Below are 17,404 nucleotides of genomic sequence, written 5' to 3'. Positions count from 1 at the left end.
ATGGCTGAAGAAACGCATCTTTTGGATTTTGTTGCCTCTATGGGCGGTGAGCGCGCACTCCGCATCGAGGAAAATCTCGGTGCGGGGTACGTTCGTTTACGCGTAGCCGAAGCCGAACGTCGTCAGGCAAAGCATGACATCCGTTGCGTTGAAGATATTGTCATCGAAATGCTCCGTAATTCTCGCGATGCGGGTGCTCGCCATATCTATGTGGCGACCACACGCGAGGATAACATCCGTTCGCTTGTGGTTTTAGATGATGGCTCCGGCATACCTCTTGAAATGCAGGAGCGCATTTTTGACGCGCGTGTGACCTCAAAGCTTGAAAGCGTTCATGTTGACAGATGGGGCGTTCATGGTCGCGGCATGGCGCTTTATTCCATCAAAGAGAACACCCTTTCAGCAAAAGTTTTGTCTTCCGCGGCTGGTCTGGGCGCTTCAATACAAATCATTGCTGATACAAAAAACCTTTCCGAGAGAGCTGATCAATCCAGCTGGCCCCATGTCGGAGTTGATGATGATGGCCAAAAAGCGCTTGTCCGCGGGCCTCATAACATCGTTCGCACCTGCTGTGAATTTGCACTGGAGTCAAAGGGAAGCTGCGACGTATTTCTCGGTTCGCCGGCAGAAATCGCCGCAACCGCGCGCGTACGCATACCTCAGTCAATGAGTTCTGCTGACCTTCTTTTCATCGACAACCTGGCGGAAGTTCCTGTGTTGGAACGTTTCCGCGTCGCGTCGGACGCGCGGGAGCTTTGCGAGATTTGTGCCACGCTTGGCCTTACGTTGTCAGAGCGTACGGCGCATCGCATTCTGTCAGGTCAAATTAAGCCCATAAGAAGCTGTTATGCCCGCCTTTTTCATACAGGAGAGGCAACCGGGCCAAAAGAGATTGATCTTTTGAGAGACAGACGGAGTCTTAAATTGTCGAGAAAAGACGAACATGAATTTGCACGTCTGCTCGAAAAAGATTTCTCCTTTCTCTCCGATCGCTACTATCTTTCTATGAGCAACGAGCCAAAGATTCGTGTGGGAAAAGGTAAAATCGTAGTCACGTTTGAATTGGATCCGGAAGACTAACACAAAGCACACAGTAAGAGAGAGCACGTAGCAAGAAGCCGAGAATAACCATCGAAACGAAGCACTATCGCCTAGAAATGAAGAGTAAAACACGGTACCGCAGGAGTATATATGGGATTGCTAAAAGTCTCGAGCAAGTCATCACCCGCATCGGTCGCGGGCGCCATCGCCGGTTTGGTTAAAGACAGAGAACCGGTAACGCTGCAATGCATTGGCGCCGGTGCGGTGAATCAGGCGATAAAGGCGATTGCAATCGCCAGGGGATTTCTTATCCCGACAGGCTATGACATTTCCTGCGCGCCGACGTTTTCCGATATAGAGATAGCGGGGGAGAGCAGGACGGCTATAAAAATAGTCGTATATGTTCACACCCTCTCTGCGGCCGGAGCTACATTCGACACTTCTCCAGATATTCTCGGCGAGAAAAAAGTTACAGGGAAAATCCCAATCTACACGGAGTTATCTAGCATGTTTGAAGCCTCTGAGCTTGTTGGCAAGACATACCACATTAAGACATTCGGCTGCCAGATGAACCTTCATGATTCCGAACGCGTCAGCGGTCTTTTAGACGCCTGCGGATGCAATGAAGTTTTGACGACTGACGATGCCGATATCGTAGTTTTTATGACGTGCAGTGTACGCGAGAATGCCGACCAAAAGCTGTACGGCCAGGCGTCCGCTATGGTCAGTGCACCTAAACCTCCCTCGGGAAAACGCATTGTCGCCATTGGTGGCTGTATAGCCCAGCGCGATGGCGAAAAGTTGAAACAGCATGTTCCTGTGGTTGACGTTGTTTTTGGTACCAGTGCTCTCGCAAGCCTTCCTGAGCTGCTTGTCGAGGCATTCAAGGGTCATGACGGACAGGTCGTTGTTGATACTCAAGAGGAGGGCAGGGGCTTCTCGACAGAGCTGCCCAGCCATCGCGCCCAGTCCTTCCATGCATGGGTGCCCATCATGACAGGCTGTAATAATTTTTGTACTTATTGCATCGTGCCGTACGTTCGTGGGCGCGAACGGAGTCGTACGTTTGAGGCGATTGTCCGTGAATGTGAACGTCTGGTGGGCGACGGCGTTCGTGAGATTACCCTGCTCGGCCAAAACGTCAATTCCTATGGCCGTGATTTGTACGGAAAGCCCCGCTTTGCTGAATTGCTCCGCGCGGTGGCAACGACGGGAATTGAGCGCCTCCGCTTTACGTCATCAAATCCGAAGGACCTTACGGACGAAACCATTGCGGCCATGAAGGAGACGCCTGCCGTGATGCCCCATCTGCATCTGGCGGTTCAAAGCGGTTCTTCTCGAATTTTAAAGCGAATGAACCGAAGCTATACGCGCGAGGATTACCTTGATGTGGTACATCGTCTCAAGAAAGCTATGCCACACATTGCTTTCTCAACTGACATCATCGTTGGCTTTCCAGGCGAGACTGAAGAAGACTTTGAACAGACGCTTTCGCTTGTCAAAGAAGCTGAATATTCTTCGGCTTACACCTTCATCTATTCAAAACGGCCAGGAACTCCTGCCGCTGAATTTGAAGATGATACACCGCACGAGATTATTCAGGAGCGCTTTGACCGACTTGCAAGTCTTGTAGCGAAGCAGGCGCATGAGGCCAATCAAAAAGACTTGCATACAACCGTTTCCGTACTAGTCGAAGGCACTTCAAAACGCGATGATCACGTTATGGTAGGACACAGCGAGAAGAACCAGACGGTTCACTTCAGCATTCCCAACAATCACTCCTGCGATGAGTATATTGGCAAGATTGTTGACGTTTTTATTGATGAAGCCCGTACGTGGTATCTCAGAGGAACGCTAGTAGGCGATCCTAGATGAGCAGTCTTCCCTCGGTAGTATGCATCGTAGGTCCGACGGCATCGGGAAAGAGCGCTCTTGCCGAAATGATAGCGCAAAGACTTGAGACCTCGATTGTTTCAACTGACGCTATGCAGGTATACAAGGGGATGGATATCGGCACTGCAAAGGTACCAGCTGAAGAGCGTATAGTACCGCTTTTGATGGTGGATATGATTGATCCTGTGTGGGAAGACTATTCAGTTCAGCTTTTTCAGCGTGATGCACGCGCTGCAATAGATGCGCTTTTGGCCTGCAAAAAGCTGCCTGTGCTTTGTGGCGGCACGGGGCTCTATCTTGATGCTGTCATTGACGAGATGTACTTTCCTTCAGGAGCGCTGAAAACGCCGACCCGCTCAAAATACGAGGAACGCGCCGCTACCGAAGGTCCTGATGTGCTCTATCGTCTTCTGCAGGAGCGCGATCAAAAAAGCGCCGAACTGATACATCCTCATAATGTACGGCGTGTGATTCGCGCGCTTGAGATGTACGATGAAGGAGTCTCCTATGCAAAACAGCATATGGGCCTAAGAGCTCACACCCCTCATTATGCAGCGTCTTTATGGGGCCTCTCAATGAATCGCGCGAGATTGTATGAGCGTATTGACCGGCGTGTTGAGCAGATGTTTGCGGCGGGATTTGTGGATGAGGTGAAGCGTCTTGTTGAAGACGGTTTTACGGCGGACAGTACTGCAGGACAAGCCATAGGATATAGAGAAGTACTATCTTACCTTGCAGGTTCCTGTACACTCAAAGAGGCGGTAGAGGCGGTTAAGCAGCATACGCGCCGGTATGCCAAACGTCAGCTCTCATGGCTCAAGCGAGACGGCCGCGTTACATGGCTTGATTTGGATACGATAGGTATGGATGAGGCCGCAGACACCGTGCTTTCCGGCATTGGAGAGGGTCAGCATGAGTCGCTTTAAGCCGTTTTCGACAGCTCCCGTACCAGAGCGCGCGATTCTCGTAGGCGTTGATTATGGCAGGCGCGCTTGGTCTTTGGACGATTCAATGGCCGAACTTATGCGTCTTGCAGAAACTGATGGCGCAGAAGTCGTAGCAACACTTACGCAAAAGCTTGAAGCTCCCGTGCCAAAGACATTCATCGGTACGGGCAAAGCTACAGAACTCGTATCTCTTGTCCGCACCCTTAACGTTGATGTAGTTATCTTTGACGATGAGCTTTCTCCCTCTCAACAGGCAAACCTCGAGAAGCTTGTGGGTGAGCCGACGAAAATAATCGATAGAACTGCGCTGATTCTTGATATTTTTGGTACCCATGCAAAAACACATGAAGGCAGGCTTCAAGTGCAGCTTGCTCAGCTGCAGTACGTTCTTCCACGACTTCGCGGCATGTGGAGCCACTTGGTTGGCGAACAAACACGCGGAGGTATTGGCAGCCGTTTTGGTCAGGGCGAGAGTCAGCTTGAAGTTGACCGCCGACTGATTCGCAACAGGATAGCGATGCTTAAGCGAGAATTACGCGAACTTGAACAGCGGCGGAACGTGCAAAGCAAATTGCGCTGGGATTCAGGCGTCTTCAGCGTTGCCCTTGCGGGATATACCAATGCCGGCAAGTCTACGCTTCTCAATAAGCTTACTGACGCGTCCGTATATGCGAAAGACGAGCTCTTTGCGACACTTGATCCGACGACACGAGCCATAACGCTTGACGAAGGCCGCCGGATCACGTTGACTGATACGGTTGGATTCATACAGAAACTTCCAACAACTCTTATCGAGTCATTTAAGTCGACGCTTGCTGAGGCAAAGGCAGCTGATTTAATCCTTGTGATTGTCGACGCGTCTGATAAAAACAGGGACAAGGAAATTGAGGTTGTCACCTCAATTCTTGCTGATATCCACGCTTCTGCTCAGCGGCAGCTTCTCGTGTTCAATAAAATTGATCTTTTAGAGCATGACGAAATACTGACCCTGAGGGCTTCATATCCAAATGCGGTATGCATTTCCGCTCAGGAAGCAATAGGTTTGCGGGAACTTCTTTATGAAATTACTCGTATTGCTAGTGAAGGAGATGCTGTTATAAGCGCTCTTGTTCCCTTTGAAAAGGGGTTTCTTTTGAAAATGGTACATGAGCGTTGCCGAATCATACGCGAGCAGTACCTTGCCGAGGGGCTTCAGATTACTGTCCAGGCCGATGAGCGCATGCAGGCTATTCTCAAACCCTACCGAAATGACTAGATTGGCATGTGCCCGGTAAGCACACCTGCTATGAGCAGCAAAAGAGGCTGATGCAGGATATAGATGACAAGAGGATATTTTCCTATTTCTGAGACTACAGGAATGTAGAGCCTCTGCAGTGCAGGCGTGTATCCCTGCGCGAGGGCTGCTCGGTTACAAGCGGCTCCCGAAAGATAGAGCAATAGGTAGGGAAGCAATGGATAGTAGTCACTCGTTATGAAATGTAGCCCCGGAAATCCCAGCCACGCAAGATAGCCGGTTGCATAGAGCGTGCTGGGCAGACGTATACACAAAGGCCCGATTCCTACTGTGCCGGAAGGAAGATTGTAGAGCACAAGAAAGAGTATGAATAACAGGGCAGCTGTGGTATATCCCTGTACGAAAATACCGCATTTTTGAAGCAGCGCTTCAATAAGTGTGCAGGCGGCCATACAATAGATAATGCCAAATGAGATAGGGGCGTCTATACGGGCGATAGACGTAGCCACATAAATCATAAGCGCGAACAGGCCGTATATAAAGGCTCGCTTGAGCGCATTTTTTGAAAAAGAACACATAGAACCGGCAATAAAAAGAAACGACCAAGATATGCTGGCTCCCCATAGGTCGGTCAGAGGACGGGTGAACCAGAGTAAAGCAAGATCTTCTATATATACAAGGTCGTATGCAAAATGAAAGAGCACCATCGAAATGATAGACAGACCTCGCCAGGTATCAAAAAACACAATACGTAATTCTGAACCTGAAGAAAATCGCGCCGGCGTCAAGACGTCCTCCTAGGATAGAGAGCGGATTAATGCCGTAACGATACCAAGGATGCGGGGATTATCTGAATAGATAGGCTCCATCGTGTCATTTTCAGGCTGGAGACGGATGCAGTTCTTTTCTCGATAAAAAGTCTTGACTGTTGCGGAATCATCAATGAGCGCGACAACAATCTGCCCATCGTGAGCGTCTTGTTGCTCTTTTACGATGATGTAGTCGCCATTAAAAATACCGGCGTTAATCATGGATTCCCCGTGCACACGGAGGATGAACGTGCTTGCATCGCCGACAATGCTTGTAGGCAAAGAAAGCGTATCCTCAACATTTTGCTCTGCAAGAATTGGTGTACCTGCAGCGACGTTGCCGATGACAGGCAGCGTAATAACGTTGGCATTGATGTCTTGGGAGATTGAAGCGAGCTTTACGCTGGAACGAGAGCCATCAGAGCTGCGAGGGACGATTTTCATAGTTCGAGGCTTTTTAGGATCTCGGCTGATAAGACCAAGCTCTTCAAGAACTTTAAGGTGCATGTGAACGGTGGAAGGCGAAGCGAGTTGAACAGCCTTGCCGATTTCCCTTACCGAGGGAGGATAGCCATGCTCTTCTGTGTACGAGCATATGTATTCATAGATAGCACTTTGACGCTTGCTGAGCTTTCCCTTAGGCATGCGGACCTCCTTTATCGCTGTGCATATCATACACCTGTTCGGTATAAAAATCAAACGAATGTTCGTATTTTTTGTTGACACGAACAAACGTACGGTCTATAGTGAGTACACATGTTCGGTTCGATTGTTGTCCGGTTGGTAAGGTATAACCGTTCCGAGAAGCACTTCGGAAAGGATCGCACTATGGATAAGCAGTATTTAGATGCATGCATGTCTGACGGCACTTCTGCGTTGAAGACTACATCGCGCGGACTTGTTCTCATTGAGGGAGGAGCATCCGCAAAATCAGCTTCAGCCGCACAAATCAAACATGAACGGGTTGTCGCGCCTTATCAGCCTTTTTCTTTACGGCAACTCATTGTCTTTGCTGCTGCTTTTGCAGTGGTAGCTGCTGTTCTCATGTCAGTTTATAGCCTTCGTATGGCTGCGATAGAAGATTCCGTTGACGCTTCTTTGAATCAGGTTCAAACGGAGACAGTTTCTGTGAAGTCTGGCGATTCTCTTTGGTCACTTGCCGCACAGCATGGCGTTACAGGGGTATCCACCGCTGACGTAGCGCACCATATCCAAAAAATAAATGGACTTTCAGATACAACGCTTAAGCCGGGAGAAGTGCTGAAAGTTCCTTTTGCGCGCCATTAGCGGAATGTTTTAGGCCTTTAGCACCAAGAATTTTGACCGTGCTCTTCTTTTTTGGGGATACATGGTATCTTCCTTGTATGTCAACAGAGAGGATACTATGCGTTGTCCAAAATGCGGATATGAAGAATCAAAAGTTGTTGATTCTCGTTCGTCTGATAACAATGACGCTATACGACGTCGGCGCGAATGCATAAAATGCGGCTATCGTTTTACGACTTATGAAAGACGAGAGGAGATACCTCTCGTTGTTCGCAAGAAAGATGGTCATACAGAACCTTTTGACCGGCAGAAATTAATGCGAGGCCTTATCGCCGCTACGGTAAAACGCGATATAGCCGTCGAAAGACTGGACGCTTTGATTGATGCGGTCGAGTCGGGTCTTCGTGACGGCGGCCAAAATGAAATATCCTCTGAAGATCTTGGTAGCGCTGTGCTTAAAGAGCTTATCGCCCTTGATAAGGTCGCCTACATACGCTTTGCTTCGGTATACCGTGATTTCAAAGATGTTGATGAGTTCAGCGAAGAGCTAAGGAGTCTCACTAATGAATGATGGTTCACTAATGAATGAACATACCTGTGACTGTGACATACAACTTCCCATAAAACGTCTCGACCCTTCCGTTGATCTTCCGTCATATGCCTATAGCGGAGACGCAGGATTGGATTTAAGAAGTGCAGAAGAGCTGGATCTCAAGCCCTTTGAGCGCCGTCTTATTTCAACCGGACTGGCTATCGCTATTCCTGACGGATATGCCGGTTTTGTTCAGCCGCGAAGCGGCCTTGCATACCGTGAAGGTTTGTCCATGGCAAACACTCCGGGTCTTGTTGACGCTCATTATCGTGGTGAGTTGAAGGTATGTGCGGTCAATCTTGATGCGAACACTACCATCCATATCGAGCGCGGGGAGCGCATTGCGCAGCTGGTGATACAACGTGTGCCCGTTGTGCAGCTCGTTGAAGTAGATGAGCTTGATGCAACAGATAGAGGAGCAGGCGGTTTTGGTTCAAGCGGTGTTTAGCTTGTGTAGATAAGTTGTGCAAGTTCGTACATGTCTGCCAATTGCAGAGAGAGGGGAATTGGTGATGGAAAAGCTCTTTAAACTAGGTGAGCGTGGATCGTCTGTTACCCAAGAATTACGCGCCGGACTCACAACGTTTCTTGCAATGGCCTATATCATTGCCGTTAATCCTGGCATATTGGCCATGGCCGGAGTGCCGTTAAGCGCTGCAATTACGTCGACGTGCATCGGCGCGGGTATTATGACAATCTGCATGGGTCTTTTTTCCAACCGCCCTCTGGCGTGCGCGTCGGGAATGGGTGTAAACGCTGTTGTGGCATTTACCCTTACACAAGTTACAGGAGGTGACTGGCACGCCTCCATGGCCGTTATCTTTGTAGAAGGCATTGCAATTCTCCTTCTTGTTCTGTGCGGCCTTCGTGAAGCTGTTATGGATGCCATTCCAGTTTCTTTGCGTCATGCAATCTCTGTGGGCCTTGGACTGTTTATTGCCATGATTGGTCTCAAGAACGCTGGTATCTTGGTTGCCAATGAATCGACGATGGTTTCACTTGGAAATATCTTTGAGCCGACCTTTATAGTTGGTTTGGTTTCCATTGTTGCGACTGTCATTCTGTATTCCGCCAAAGTCAAGGGCTCCTTGCTCATCGGCATTATTCTTGCGGTTCTGGCTGGCATTCCGCTCGGCGTGACCGCGGTACCCGCGGGCATTATTTCCGGCCTCGATTTCTCTTCGTTTGGAGCGCCATTTCAAACCGATGCCAACGGTGTCATGGGAATCGTTAAAGTTCTAACCACTCCTGTTCTTCTCGTTTTTGCATTCTCGCTGATGATGTCGGACTTCTTTGACACCATGGGTTCTGCGATGGCCATTGCAAAGCAGGGAGAATTTCTGACAGAAGACGGAGAGGTACAAGATATCAAGCAGATTCTTATCGTCGATTCTGCAGCTGCGGCCGCAGGCGGTCTCTTTGGTGCGTCTTCGATTACTACGTTTATTGAATCCGCTTCCGGCGCGGCCGATGGTGGTCGAACGGGTCTTGCATCGGTCTTTACCGGTCTTTTCTTCTTTGTCTCAGCCTTTGTAGCTCCGCTAATTTCTATTGTTGACTCCGCTGCTACAACGGGCGCCCTGGTCATCGTTGGCTTCCTCATGATGACTGAAGTTACGGAGATTGATTGGAACGATCTTCTTGAGGGATTCCCTGCGTTTATGGTTATCGCAGGCATTCCCATGACCTACTCAATCTCCGATGGCATCGGTTTTGGATTTATCTTCTATGTGATCGTTGCGCTTGTTACGGGCAATGTAAAGAAGGTAAAGCCTTTGATGTGGGTTGCCGCGCTTGCTTTTGTCGCTTACTTTATCCTGCTTCAGCTGTAGCGCCAAGATATTTGGTATAATCCGTGAGTGGTTGAATAATGCCGATGAGCGTATATTCGACTCCGATTTACTTGCAGCTTGATATCATAACTTGTTATGAGTTCGCACCCTGTGTACTCATGTTATGTGGTGTAAGTGCACGCTTGAGCGTGTCTGGTTTTAAAGGTTTGGAGTGTTATGTCTGAGAAGCATGTGTACAGCTTTGGAAAGGATCATGCCGGTAACGATGTGACTGAAGTCGCCGGTGCATCCGTAGACGAGGCAAAATGGATTGTCGGCGGCAAGGGCGCTAACCTTGCTGAGATGTCTAAGATTGGCCTGCCTGTCCCTCCTGGTTTTTCAATTACGTGCCAGACGTGCGTAGCCTACTCTACAGCGGGCAACGTTTGGCCTGATGGCGTTATTGAAGAGATTGATTCGGCCATGCAGGATCTTGAGGAGCGCATGGGGAAGAAGCTTGGCGATAAAGAAGATCCCCTGCTTGTCTCTGTCCGTTCTGGCGCTCCGTTCTCCATGCCGGGCATGATGGATACCGTTTTGAACCTTGGCCTTAATGACGAATCGGTTCAGGGCCTCATCAAGCAGACAGGCAATGAGCGCTTTGCTTGGGACTCCTACCGTCGCTTCGTTCAGATGTTCTCAGGCGTGGTTATGGGCGTTTCCGGCCAGCTCTTTGAGGATGCCATCTCTGCTAAGAAGGCCGAGAAGGGCGTCACGCTTGACACGGAGCTTACCGCCAACGATCTTCGTGAACTTGTGACCTGGTTCAAGGGCATCTTTGCAGCCAATGTTGACGTCAAAGAGCACCCAGAGGTTTCAAAGAACGGCTTTGCCGTCTTTCCTTCCGATCCATATCTCCAGCTCCGCCTTGCTGAGCAGGCTGTTTTCGGTTCTTGGATGAACGACCGCGCCATCCTCTATCGTAAGCAGAACAAGATTCCTGATGACCTTGGTACTGCTGTAAACGTTCAGGTCATGGTTTTCGGCAACAAGGGTGAGACTTCGGCTACCGGCGTTGCTTTTACGCGTAACCCCGCCGACGGCACCAACGAGCGCTATGGCGATTTCCTTGTTAACGCGCAGGGCGAAGACGTTGTTGCTGGTATCCGCAACACCGAGCCTATTACCGATCTCGTTAAGGTTCCCGCTCTCAAAGAGGCGGGCGAAGAGCTCTTCCACGTCTTTGAGATTCTTGAGGATCACTACGCTGACATGATGGACATTGAGTTCACCATCGAAAACGGCAAGCTTTGGATGCTTCAGACTCGTGTAGGCAAGCGTACGGCACTTTCCGCTCTGAAGGTCGCAATCCAGATGTATGAGGAAGGCCGCATCACCAAGGAGCAGGCTGTTACCCGCGTTGCTCCTGAGCAGCTCGACCAGCTTTTGCACCCGCAATTTGACCCCAATGCAAAGTATGAGACTATCGCCAAGGGTCTTAATGCCTCTCCTGGCGCTGCTGTCGGCGCTGCCGTGTTCTCGTCTTCAGACGCCGAGAAGTACGCCGAGGCTGGTAAGCCTTGTATCTTGGTTCGCTGGGAAACTACGCCCGATGATCTTCATGGCATGGTCGCGGCTGAGGGCATCCTTACGTCTCATGGCGGCAAGACCAGCCATGCGGCTGTCATCGCCCGTGGCATGGGCGCTCCTTGCGTCTGCGGCGTTGATGTTTTGCGTATTGACGCGGCTAACAAGCGCTTCACGGTCGCTGGCTCTGATCTGGTTGTTAATGAAGGCGATATCATCTCCATTGACGGCACTACCGGCGATGTCATTCTCGGCGCTGTCGAGTTGGTCCAGCCTGAGCTCTCCGGTGACCTTCAGACAATCCTGAAGTGGGCTGACGAGGTTCGTCTTGATAGCTCTCGCGGCCGCAACATCGGCGTTCGTGCAAACGCCGACAACCCCGCCGACGCTCAGACATCACTTGATAACGGCGCAGAGGCAATCGGCCTTGACCGCACCGAGCACATGTTCCTCGGTGAGCGTAAGCACCTTATCCAGGACTTCATTTTGGCTGATTCCGAGGACGTCAAGCAGCTTGCTATTGACCAGCTTGGTCGCGCGCAAAAGGGCGATTTCCTTGGTATGTTCAAGGTTATGGACGGCAAAGACGTTGTTGTTCGCCTGCTTGATCCGCCTCTGCATGAGTTCCTTGACTCTCCGCGCGATCTTGAGGTTGAGATTGCCCATGATGAAGAGCAGGGTAAAGACGCTACCGCTAAACGGGCGCTTCTCGCTAAGTTTGATGCGTTCCAGGAAGCAAACCCCATGCTCGGTTTGCGTGGCTGCCGTTTGGGCATCGTGTATCCCGAGCTCAATGTTATGCAAGTTCGTGCTATAGCAAGCGCCGCCGCAGAGCTCAAGCGCGTCGGCCTTGATCCCCATCCTGAGATCATGGTTCCTCTCGTAGGCTTTGAGGAGGAGCTGGTACAGGTGCGTGAAGAGGTCGAGAAGACCATCAAACAGGTTGCCGATGAGTACGGCGTTGAGCTGGATATCCCCGTTGGTACCATGATTGAGCTGCCTCGCGCTGCCATCATGTCTGAAGAAATTGCAAAGCATGCTGATTTCTTCTCCTTCGGCACCAACGACCTGACCCAGACCTGCCTCGGCTTCTCCCGCGACGACGTTGAGTCCGCCTTTATGCCTCTGTATTTGGAGCGCAAGATTGTTAAGACCAACCCGTTCGCAACGCTTGACAAGGGTGTTGCAGAGCTCGTCCGCATGGGCGTCGAAGGCGGTCATAAGGGTAACCCCAACCTCACCATTGGCGTCTGCGGAGAGACGGGCGGCGATCCTGAGTCCATCCACATGTACTACAACCTTGGTCTTGACTATGTGTCTTGCTCGCCGTATCGCGTGCCCATCGCTCGTCTTGCGGCAGCTCAGGCAAAGCTCGCTGCAAACGGCGGACCGAAGAAGATTGCTACCAAGTAATTTCAATCAGGTTCACCACGGCGCTCTTTGCGTGTGAGATGCAGCTGTTATCAAAAGGAGAATGTCTTCGGGCATTCTCCTTTTCTGTTAGACTTTTGAAAACATTCGCCGCCTGCGCGCGCTATATGAGTTTTTTTGGGGGCATCATGAAAACCGTTACGCGAGAAGACCTTGAGCGTCGTGAGCATGAATTCCTTGCTCCGGAGGCCGCATTTTCCGATAGTTCACAAGGGCGTCTGACACCTGAGGAACCCGATGCGTTTCGTACCTGCTATCAGTGCGATAGGGACCGCATACTGCACAGCAAGAGTTTTCGCCGCCTTGCTCACAAGACGCAAGTGTTTCTCGCGCCGGAAGGCGATCACTATCGCACACGGCTCATCCACACGCTGGAGGTCGCTCAGATTTCGAGATCAATCGCGCGTCCTTTGGGACTGAATGAAGACTTGGCAGAGGCTATAGCGCTTGGACACGATCTTGGGCATACGCCATTTGGGCATATCGGCGAGAAGGCCTTATCAACAGCCATTGCTCTCTATAGGGGTCTGAATCCTTTGGATCCAAAAAATCAACATTTTTTTGCTCATAATGAACAAGGGGCGCGCATCGTTGAGCTTCTTGAACGTAACGGCAGAGGCCTTAATTTGAGCCGAGAGGTAGTAGACGGTATTCGGTGCCACTCGGGCAGTCTTCGAGCCATGACGGCGGAAGGCCGCATCGTTGGCGTTGCCGATCGTATCGCCTATGTAACACACGACATTGACGATGCAGAACGCGCTGGACTTCTCACGGAAGCAATGTTGCCTCAGGAGTCGCGCGCGCTTCTCGGGGACTCGTCTTCTGAGCGCATCGAAACTATGGTGCATGACATCGTTATCAAGAGTGCGGCTGTAGGAGACATTCAGATGTCGGATGTCATGTGGGATGCCATGATGCGCATGCGTTCGTTTCTCTTTGATAACCTCTACGCAAATGGGGATGCAAAATACGAAGAGCCCAAAGCGTACGACCTCATTATCGAGCTGTTTGACTACTTCATTTCGCACCTTGATGAAGTGCCTGATGAGTATACGGTTCACGATGCGGATAAGCCCGAACTGCAGGTAGCTGATTTTGTTGCAGGCATGACAGACAGATATGCAACGCGGACCTTTGAAGACCTGCGTCTTCCGAAATCGTGGAGGGAGAACAGAGGTAATCACAGGTAAGGCGATAAGAACAACGCGCAAGAATGGGGAAGAGCGAGCACTTCTCGCTGAAACAGAGGAATTTGAAAGAAATTCTCGCGTTATCCTTGCCTGAAAGCCCAAGGTCTAATATACTTTTCACCTGTGTGTTGAGCTATGTGTCGCTCGCCTCTGCGTCGGCACCTCTAGAGATGAGGAAATATGGATTACATTCGCGCAATTGAGCGCCAGCAGATCCGCGAGGATATCCCCGCTGTTCGCGTTGGTGACAATGTAAAGGTTCACTATCGCATCGTCGAGGGTGACCGTACTCGTGAACAGGTCTTTCAGGGCGACATCATCCGCCTTTCAGGCGAGGGTTCGCGTGAGACGTTTACCGTCCGTAAAATCAGCTTCGGTATCGGCGTTGAGCGTACGTTCCCGCTCCATAGCCCTAAGATTGCAAAGCTTGAAGTAGTTCGTCACGGTGTCGTGCACCGCGCTAAGCTTTACTTCCTGCGCGATCGTATCGGCAAAGCCGCCCGTCTTCGTGAGCAGCGCTAAGCCAAGGCGTACCTGCAGTATGATGAAGCCGTCCATAGGGGCGGCTTTTTCAGTAGGGAACTTCTTCAAGAGGAATGATGATGTCGTTTGATTCATCACGATTGACGGCAAAAGAAATCGCAGCGTTTTTGAGTGACGCATCCGAGTCTGAGGTTCTTGCGCTCGCCGAGCGTTATGCCGAAGATCCGCGAAAACAGGTGCAACACGCGCTCGCTTTAGCTCAAAAACGCCTCCTGCGTATCCGCGAAGAAAGAAAGCGCGTAGAGTCACTCTATACGCTTCAGCGCGCACTGGGCAGAGAAGGCATTATTGTCGGCGTTGATGAGGTGGGCCGTGGCCCTGTCGCTGGACCTTTGACCGTCTGTGCGGTTGTGCTTCCTGATAATCCTTATATTGAGGGACTGAATGACTCAAAGCAATTGTCGGCCGCAAAGCGCGAACTGGTTGCGGCTCAGGTTGCCAAGGTTGCGCTTGCTATAGGCATTGCCTCTATTGAGCCTGCAGAAATTGACGAGAAGGGAATGACAGCTTCACTTCGAAAGGCAATGCGGATTGCCATTGATAAAACAGGCGTTGAGCCGGACTGTGTTCTTATTGATGGAAATCCTGTTCATGCGCATCCGCTTGAAAAAACAATCATAAAGGGCGATGCCAAGATAGCTTCAATTGCCGCTGCTTCCGTTGTTGCTAAAGTATCCAGAGACGCTTTGATGGTGGCATACGACACGCGCTATCCCCAGTATCATTTTGCTGAAAACAAGGGTTATGCCTCGGCAGATCATATCGCCGCTATTGCGCAATACGGACTTTCTCCGATTCATCGCGTCTCGTTTTGTGGAAATTTTGAGAAGGGGCCGCGCCTCTTTGAATCGCCGTCATATCAATAATGTAATTACTGTCCTGGTTTGTCGCGCTTCCATTTGATACCCCTGCGCAACATGCAGGGGCATCGATTGTGGCTCTCAAAAAAATACATCAAAATTTTTTGCGGCTAGACATGCTTGTCAGATAACGGTCAGATTGAAGACAGAATGCTGTCAGATCGGCCTGTCATGATAGCTCTCTCAAGAAAGCGAAGGGAGAGCTTATGGACGAACAACTTGAATTTGATGCCAAGTATCATGCGAAGGAAGAGGACTGCCCTGAATCTGCCTCTCCTGAAGAATTTGCAGGTGATGCAAAGGATTTTGAGGAATCTGCGGAACCATCAAAGGAGTCGGAGCCGGCTGAGGAGCCAGAAAAGACTCTGGCTGAGTATTCGCCGTATGAAATAGGCGAGAAGGGCGAGCAGCTTGCAGCCGACTATCTCGCTCGCCGCGGCTACAAAATCATCCAGCGCAATTGGCGATGCAAGGGTGGAGGTGAAGCGGATATCATCGCGCGTGATGGCGAGACATACGTCATGGTTGAAGTTAAAACACGTCGCGTAACAAAAAGCGATGCGAATCTTATGCCGGAGCTTGCGGTGACAGCGCACAAGCAGCGGACCTATCGAAAGATGGCGTTGCTCTACCTTGCGTATCATGCGCATGTCAGCGTGGTTCGGTTTGATGTGATTGCAATCAATCTCGCTGCGGAGCGCAGCGCGAGCCTGCGTCATCTTATCGGCGCTTTTAGCTGGGATGAAAATGACTAGTTCAGGCGCTGTATGCGTAAAGACCGCAACCATCCGGGGCATTGAACCTGTTTTGGTAAACGTTGAGGCAAGCGTCGTGGGAGGCATTCCGGGAGTGACTATCGTAGGCATGCCGGATTCGGCTGTTCTTGAGGCACGCTCGCGGGTTAAGTGCGCCTTGGGAGCCTGCGGCTTTACCATACCCCGAAGGCATATCACTATTAATCTTTCGCCGGCGGATATGAGAAAGAACGGTTCAGGATTTGATTTGCCCATGGCGGTAGCTATCCTCGTTGCGACAGGCCAGCTTTCGCAGGAGATTATCGAAAAGAACATCTTTGTGGGAGAGCTTACGTTGAATGGGGAAGTGGCTCCGGTAAGAGGATCAATTGCCTATGTCGAAATTGCCCGAAGCCTTGGGCGTAATCTGGTCGTCTCCAATCAAAGCGAACTCGCGGGCGCCAACTGCACACATGTGTATGGCATCCAATCCCTTTTTGATGTCTGCTCAACCGCTGATTTGCGTAAATGTCATTTCAAAAGCAAAACGCATTTGAAGCGAACAACTCCTCAAAGTCTCAACCTTGAGTTTGCTGACGTTGTTGATCAGGAGCTCGCCAAGCGTGCGCTCATTCTTGCGGCGATAGGATCGCATGGGATGTTAATGGTAGGGCCTCCCGGTTCAGGAAAAACTATGCTGGCTCGGCGCTTCTTATCGATTCTACCTAAGCTCGATCCGGATGAGCTGGAAGAAGCGTTGCTGATTCATTCTGTGGCGGGAGAGCCTTCGGAATGGCTTGCTCAAGGTATCCGTCCGTTTCGATCTCCTCATCATTCTATCTCGCTTGGCGGGCTGATTGGAGGAGGAAGGCCGGTTTTGCCGGGAGAGGTTTCACTTGCGCACAAGGGTGTCTTATTCCTTGACGAGTTGCCGGAGTTTGCAACCAATACTTTGCAGGCTTTGCGGCAGCCCCTCGAGGACAAGGAGGTCCGGCTCGTACGCGTTGACGGTTTATATACATTTCCTTGTGATTTTCAATTATTAGCTGCAGCTAACCCTTGTCCCTGCGGTTTTTGCGGCGACCCGGACCATCTTTGCAAGTGCACCCCCGCACGTATCGATACCTATCAGTCGAAGGTAGGAGGACCTCTTATGGATCGGATAGATATCGTGTGCGATGTAGCTCGCCCCTCATCAACAAAGGTTATCGAAGGCGATACGGGTTTGACTTCAAGTGAAATGAGGCAGTTTGTTATGTCCGGCAGAGATTATCGGCAATGGCGAGAAGCGCGAGAGCGCGAAAGTCTGCAAAAACTTTTGTTTGAAGATGGTGCTCGACAGCTCTTTGAGCGGTATGCACGCGGACTTTCACTGGGAGGCAGGTCGATTGCGAGAGTTTCTCGTGTTGCGAGGACAGTTGCCGATCTTGAACACCACAGCCTCATAACAAAAGACGATCTTTCCGAAGCGGTTACCTTTCGCTCTCGAATACTGTCATAAAGGA

At 50.7% G+C, this 17,404-nt stretch carries 16 protein-coding genes and 1 pseudogene; 15 read left to right on the top strand and 2 right to left on the bottom strand.

Annotated features, from left to right (window positions below):
- From HMPREF1527_RS02070 to hflX, 5 genes and pseudogenes are all read left to right on the top strand, one after another.
- Complete coding sequence (locus tag HMPREF1527_RS02070; protein ID WP_016477049.1) at positions 1-1,080, top strand: ATP-binding protein; 1,080 nt, start codon at positions 1-3, stop codon at positions 1,078-1,080.
- A 111-nt stretch (positions 1,081-1,191) separates the two neighbouring features.
- Positions 1,192-1,431, top strand: a pseudogene (locus HMPREF1527_RS07765) (stage V sporulation protein S); the annotation flags it as partial.
- 117 nt (positions 1,432-1,548) lie between these two features.
- Complete coding sequence (gene miaB / locus HMPREF1527_RS02065) at positions 1,549-2,916, top strand: tRNA (N6-isopentenyl adenosine(37)-C2)-methylthiotransferase MiaB (RefSeq protein WP_035433852.1); 1,368 nt, start codon at positions 1,549-1,551, stop codon at positions 2,914-2,916.
- Entirely contained in the window at positions 2,913-3,860 is a 948-nt protein-coding gene (gene miaA / locus HMPREF1527_RS02060) for a tRNA (adenosine(37)-N6)-dimethylallyltransferase MiaA (RefSeq protein WP_016477047.1), read from the top strand. The genes miaB and miaA overlap by 4 nt, the downstream gene beginning before the upstream one ends.
- Positions 3,847-5,136, top strand: coding sequence for a GTPase HflX (hflX, locus tag HMPREF1527_RS02055; protein ID WP_016477046.1), 1,290 nt, complete (start codon positions 3,847-3,849; stop codon positions 5,134-5,136). Before miaA ends, hflX begins: the two co-directional genes overlap by 14 nt.
- Here the strand turns inward: hflX and HMPREF1527_RS02050 are convergent.
- Both HMPREF1527_RS02050 and lexA read right to left on the bottom strand, forming a co-directional pair.
- Positions 5,133-5,903, bottom strand: a complete 771-nt coding sequence (locus HMPREF1527_RS02050) for a heparan-alpha-glucosaminide N-acetyltransferase domain-containing protein (protein ID WP_016477045.1) — start codon at positions 5,901-5,903, stop codon at positions 5,133-5,135. The genes hflX and HMPREF1527_RS02050 overlap by 4 nt on opposite strands.
- A gap of 9 nt (positions 5,904-5,912) precedes the next feature.
- A complete protein-coding gene (gene lexA, locus HMPREF1527_RS02045; RefSeq protein WP_016477044.1) occupies positions 5,913-6,569 on the bottom strand; it encodes a transcriptional repressor LexA in 657 nt (218 codons plus the stop codon).
- A gap of 183 nt (positions 6,570-6,752) precedes the next feature.
- Here lexA and HMPREF1527_RS02040 point away from each other — a divergent pair, with 183 nt between their 5' ends.
- From HMPREF1527_RS02040 to HMPREF1527_RS01995, 10 genes are all read left to right on the top strand, one after another.
- Positions 6,753-7,211 carry a LysM peptidoglycan-binding domain-containing protein gene (locus tag HMPREF1527_RS02040; RefSeq protein ID WP_035433630.1) on the top strand — a complete coding sequence of 153 codons (459 nt, stop codon included), beginning with the start codon at positions 6,753-6,755 and terminating at the stop codon, positions 7,209-7,211.
- A gap of 97 nt (positions 7,212-7,308) precedes the next feature.
- Positions 7,309-7,761 carry a transcriptional regulator NrdR gene (gene nrdR, locus HMPREF1527_RS02035; RefSeq protein WP_016477042.1) on the top strand — a complete coding sequence of 151 codons (453 nt, stop codon included), beginning with the start codon at positions 7,309-7,311 and terminating at the stop codon, positions 7,759-7,761.
- Positions 7,754-8,230, top strand: coding sequence for a dUTP diphosphatase (dut, locus tag HMPREF1527_RS02030; protein ID WP_016477041.1), 477 nt, complete (start codon positions 7,754-7,756; stop codon positions 8,228-8,230). Before nrdR ends, dut begins: the two co-directional genes overlap by 8 nt.
- A gap of 64 nt (positions 8,231-8,294) precedes the next feature.
- A complete protein-coding gene (locus tag HMPREF1527_RS02025; protein WP_016477040.1) occupies positions 8,295-9,614 on the top strand; it encodes an NCS2 family permease in 1,320 nt (439 codons plus the stop codon).
- Between the two features lie 177 nt (positions 9,615-9,791).
- Positions 9,792-12,554: a pyruvate, phosphate dikinase gene (gene ppdK / locus HMPREF1527_RS02020; protein WP_016477039.1), complete on the top strand. Its 2,763-nt coding sequence runs from the start codon at positions 9,792-9,794 to the stop codon at positions 12,552-12,554.
- Positions 12,555-12,700: 146 nt separating this feature from the next.
- Positions 12,701-13,762, top strand: a complete 1,062-nt coding sequence (locus HMPREF1527_RS02015; RefSeq protein ID WP_035433628.1) for a deoxyguanosinetriphosphate triphosphohydrolase — start codon at positions 12,701-12,703, stop codon at positions 13,760-13,762.
- A gap of 180 nt (positions 13,763-13,942) precedes the next feature.
- Positions 13,943-14,284 (top strand): 50S ribosomal protein L19, encoded by a 342-nt coding sequence (gene rplS, locus HMPREF1527_RS02010; protein ID WP_016477037.1) that lies wholly within the window; start codon positions 13,943-13,945, stop codon positions 14,282-14,284.
- A gap of 80 nt (positions 14,285-14,364) precedes the next feature.
- Positions 14,365-15,171 (top strand): ribonuclease HII, encoded by an 807-nt coding sequence (locus HMPREF1527_RS02005; protein WP_016477036.1) that lies wholly within the window; start codon positions 14,365-14,367, stop codon positions 15,169-15,171.
- A gap of 200 nt (positions 15,172-15,371) precedes the next feature.
- Complete coding sequence (locus HMPREF1527_RS02000; RefSeq protein ID WP_016477035.1) at positions 15,372-15,920, top strand: YraN family protein; 549 nt, start codon at positions 15,372-15,374, stop codon at positions 15,918-15,920.
- Positions 15,913-17,400 carry a YifB family Mg chelatase-like AAA ATPase gene (locus tag HMPREF1527_RS01995; protein ID WP_016477034.1) on the top strand — a complete coding sequence of 496 codons (1,488 nt, stop codon included), beginning with the start codon at positions 15,913-15,915 and terminating at the stop codon, positions 17,398-17,400. The genes HMPREF1527_RS02000 and HMPREF1527_RS01995 overlap by 8 nt, the downstream gene beginning before the upstream one ends.
- The last annotated feature ends 4 nt before the right edge of the window (positions 17,401-17,404 follow it).

The organism is Atopobium sp. oral taxon 199 str. F0494 (assembly GCF_000411555.1).
In the GTDB taxonomy this organism is placed as follows: domain Bacteria; phylum Actinomycetota; class Coriobacteriia; order Coriobacteriales; family Atopobiaceae; genus Lancefieldella.
Note: the sequence above shows the minus strand (reverse complement) of the source record. Positions and strands in the feature narration are given on the sequence as shown.

Bases quoted from the DNA above. Each gene is read 5' to 3' on its own strand.
- HMPREF1527_RS02000 (WP_016477035.1), top strand. From the start codon at position 15,372: ATGGACGAACAACTTGAATTTGATGCCAAGTATCATGCGAAGGAAGAG.
- dut (WP_016477041.1), top strand. From the start codon at position 7,754: ATGAATGATGGTTCACTAATGAATGAACATACCTGTGACTGTGACATA.
- miaB (WP_035433852.1), top strand. From the start codon at position 1,549: ATGTTTGAAGCCTCTGAGCTTGTTGGCAAGACATACCACATTAAGACA.
- HMPREF1527_RS02015 (WP_035433628.1), top strand. From the start codon at position 12,701: ATGAAAACCGTTACGCGAGAAGACCTTGAGCGTCGTGAGCATGAATTC.
- lexA (WP_016477044.1), bottom strand. From the start codon at position 6,569: ATGCCTAAGGGAAAGCTCAGCAAGCGTCAAAGTGCTATCTATGAATAC.
- HMPREF1527_RS02070 (WP_016477049.1), top strand. From the start codon at position 1: ATGGCTGAAGAAACGCATCTTTTGGATTTTGTTGCCTCTATGGGCGGT.
- nrdR (WP_016477042.1), top strand. From the start codon at position 7,309: ATGCGTTGTCCAAAATGCGGATATGAAGAATCAAAAGTTGTTGATTCT.
- HMPREF1527_RS01995 (WP_016477034.1), top strand. From the start codon at position 15,913: ATGACTAGTTCAGGCGCTGTATGCGTAAAGACCGCAACCATCCGGGGC.
- hflX (WP_016477046.1), top strand. From the start codon at position 3,847: ATGAGTCGCTTTAAGCCGTTTTCGACAGCTCCCGTACCAGAGCGCGCG.
- HMPREF1527_RS02025 (WP_016477040.1), top strand. From the start codon at position 8,295: ATGGAAAAGCTCTTTAAACTAGGTGAGCGTGGATCGTCTGTTACCCAA.
- HMPREF1527_RS02040 (WP_035433630.1), top strand. From the start codon at position 6,753: ATGGATAAGCAGTATTTAGATGCATGCATGTCTGACGGCACTTCTGCG.
- HMPREF1527_RS02005 (WP_016477036.1), top strand. From the start codon at position 14,365: ATGTCGTTTGATTCATCACGATTGACGGCAAAAGAAATCGCAGCGTTT.
- rplS (WP_016477037.1), top strand. From the start codon at position 13,943: ATGGATTACATTCGCGCAATTGAGCGCCAGCAGATCCGCGAGGATATC.
- miaA (WP_016477047.1), top strand. From the start codon at position 2,913: ATGAGCAGTCTTCCCTCGGTAGTATGCATCGTAGGTCCGACGGCATCG.
- ppdK (WP_016477039.1), top strand. From the start codon at position 9,792: ATGTCTGAGAAGCATGTGTACAGCTTTGGAAAGGATCATGCCGGTAAC.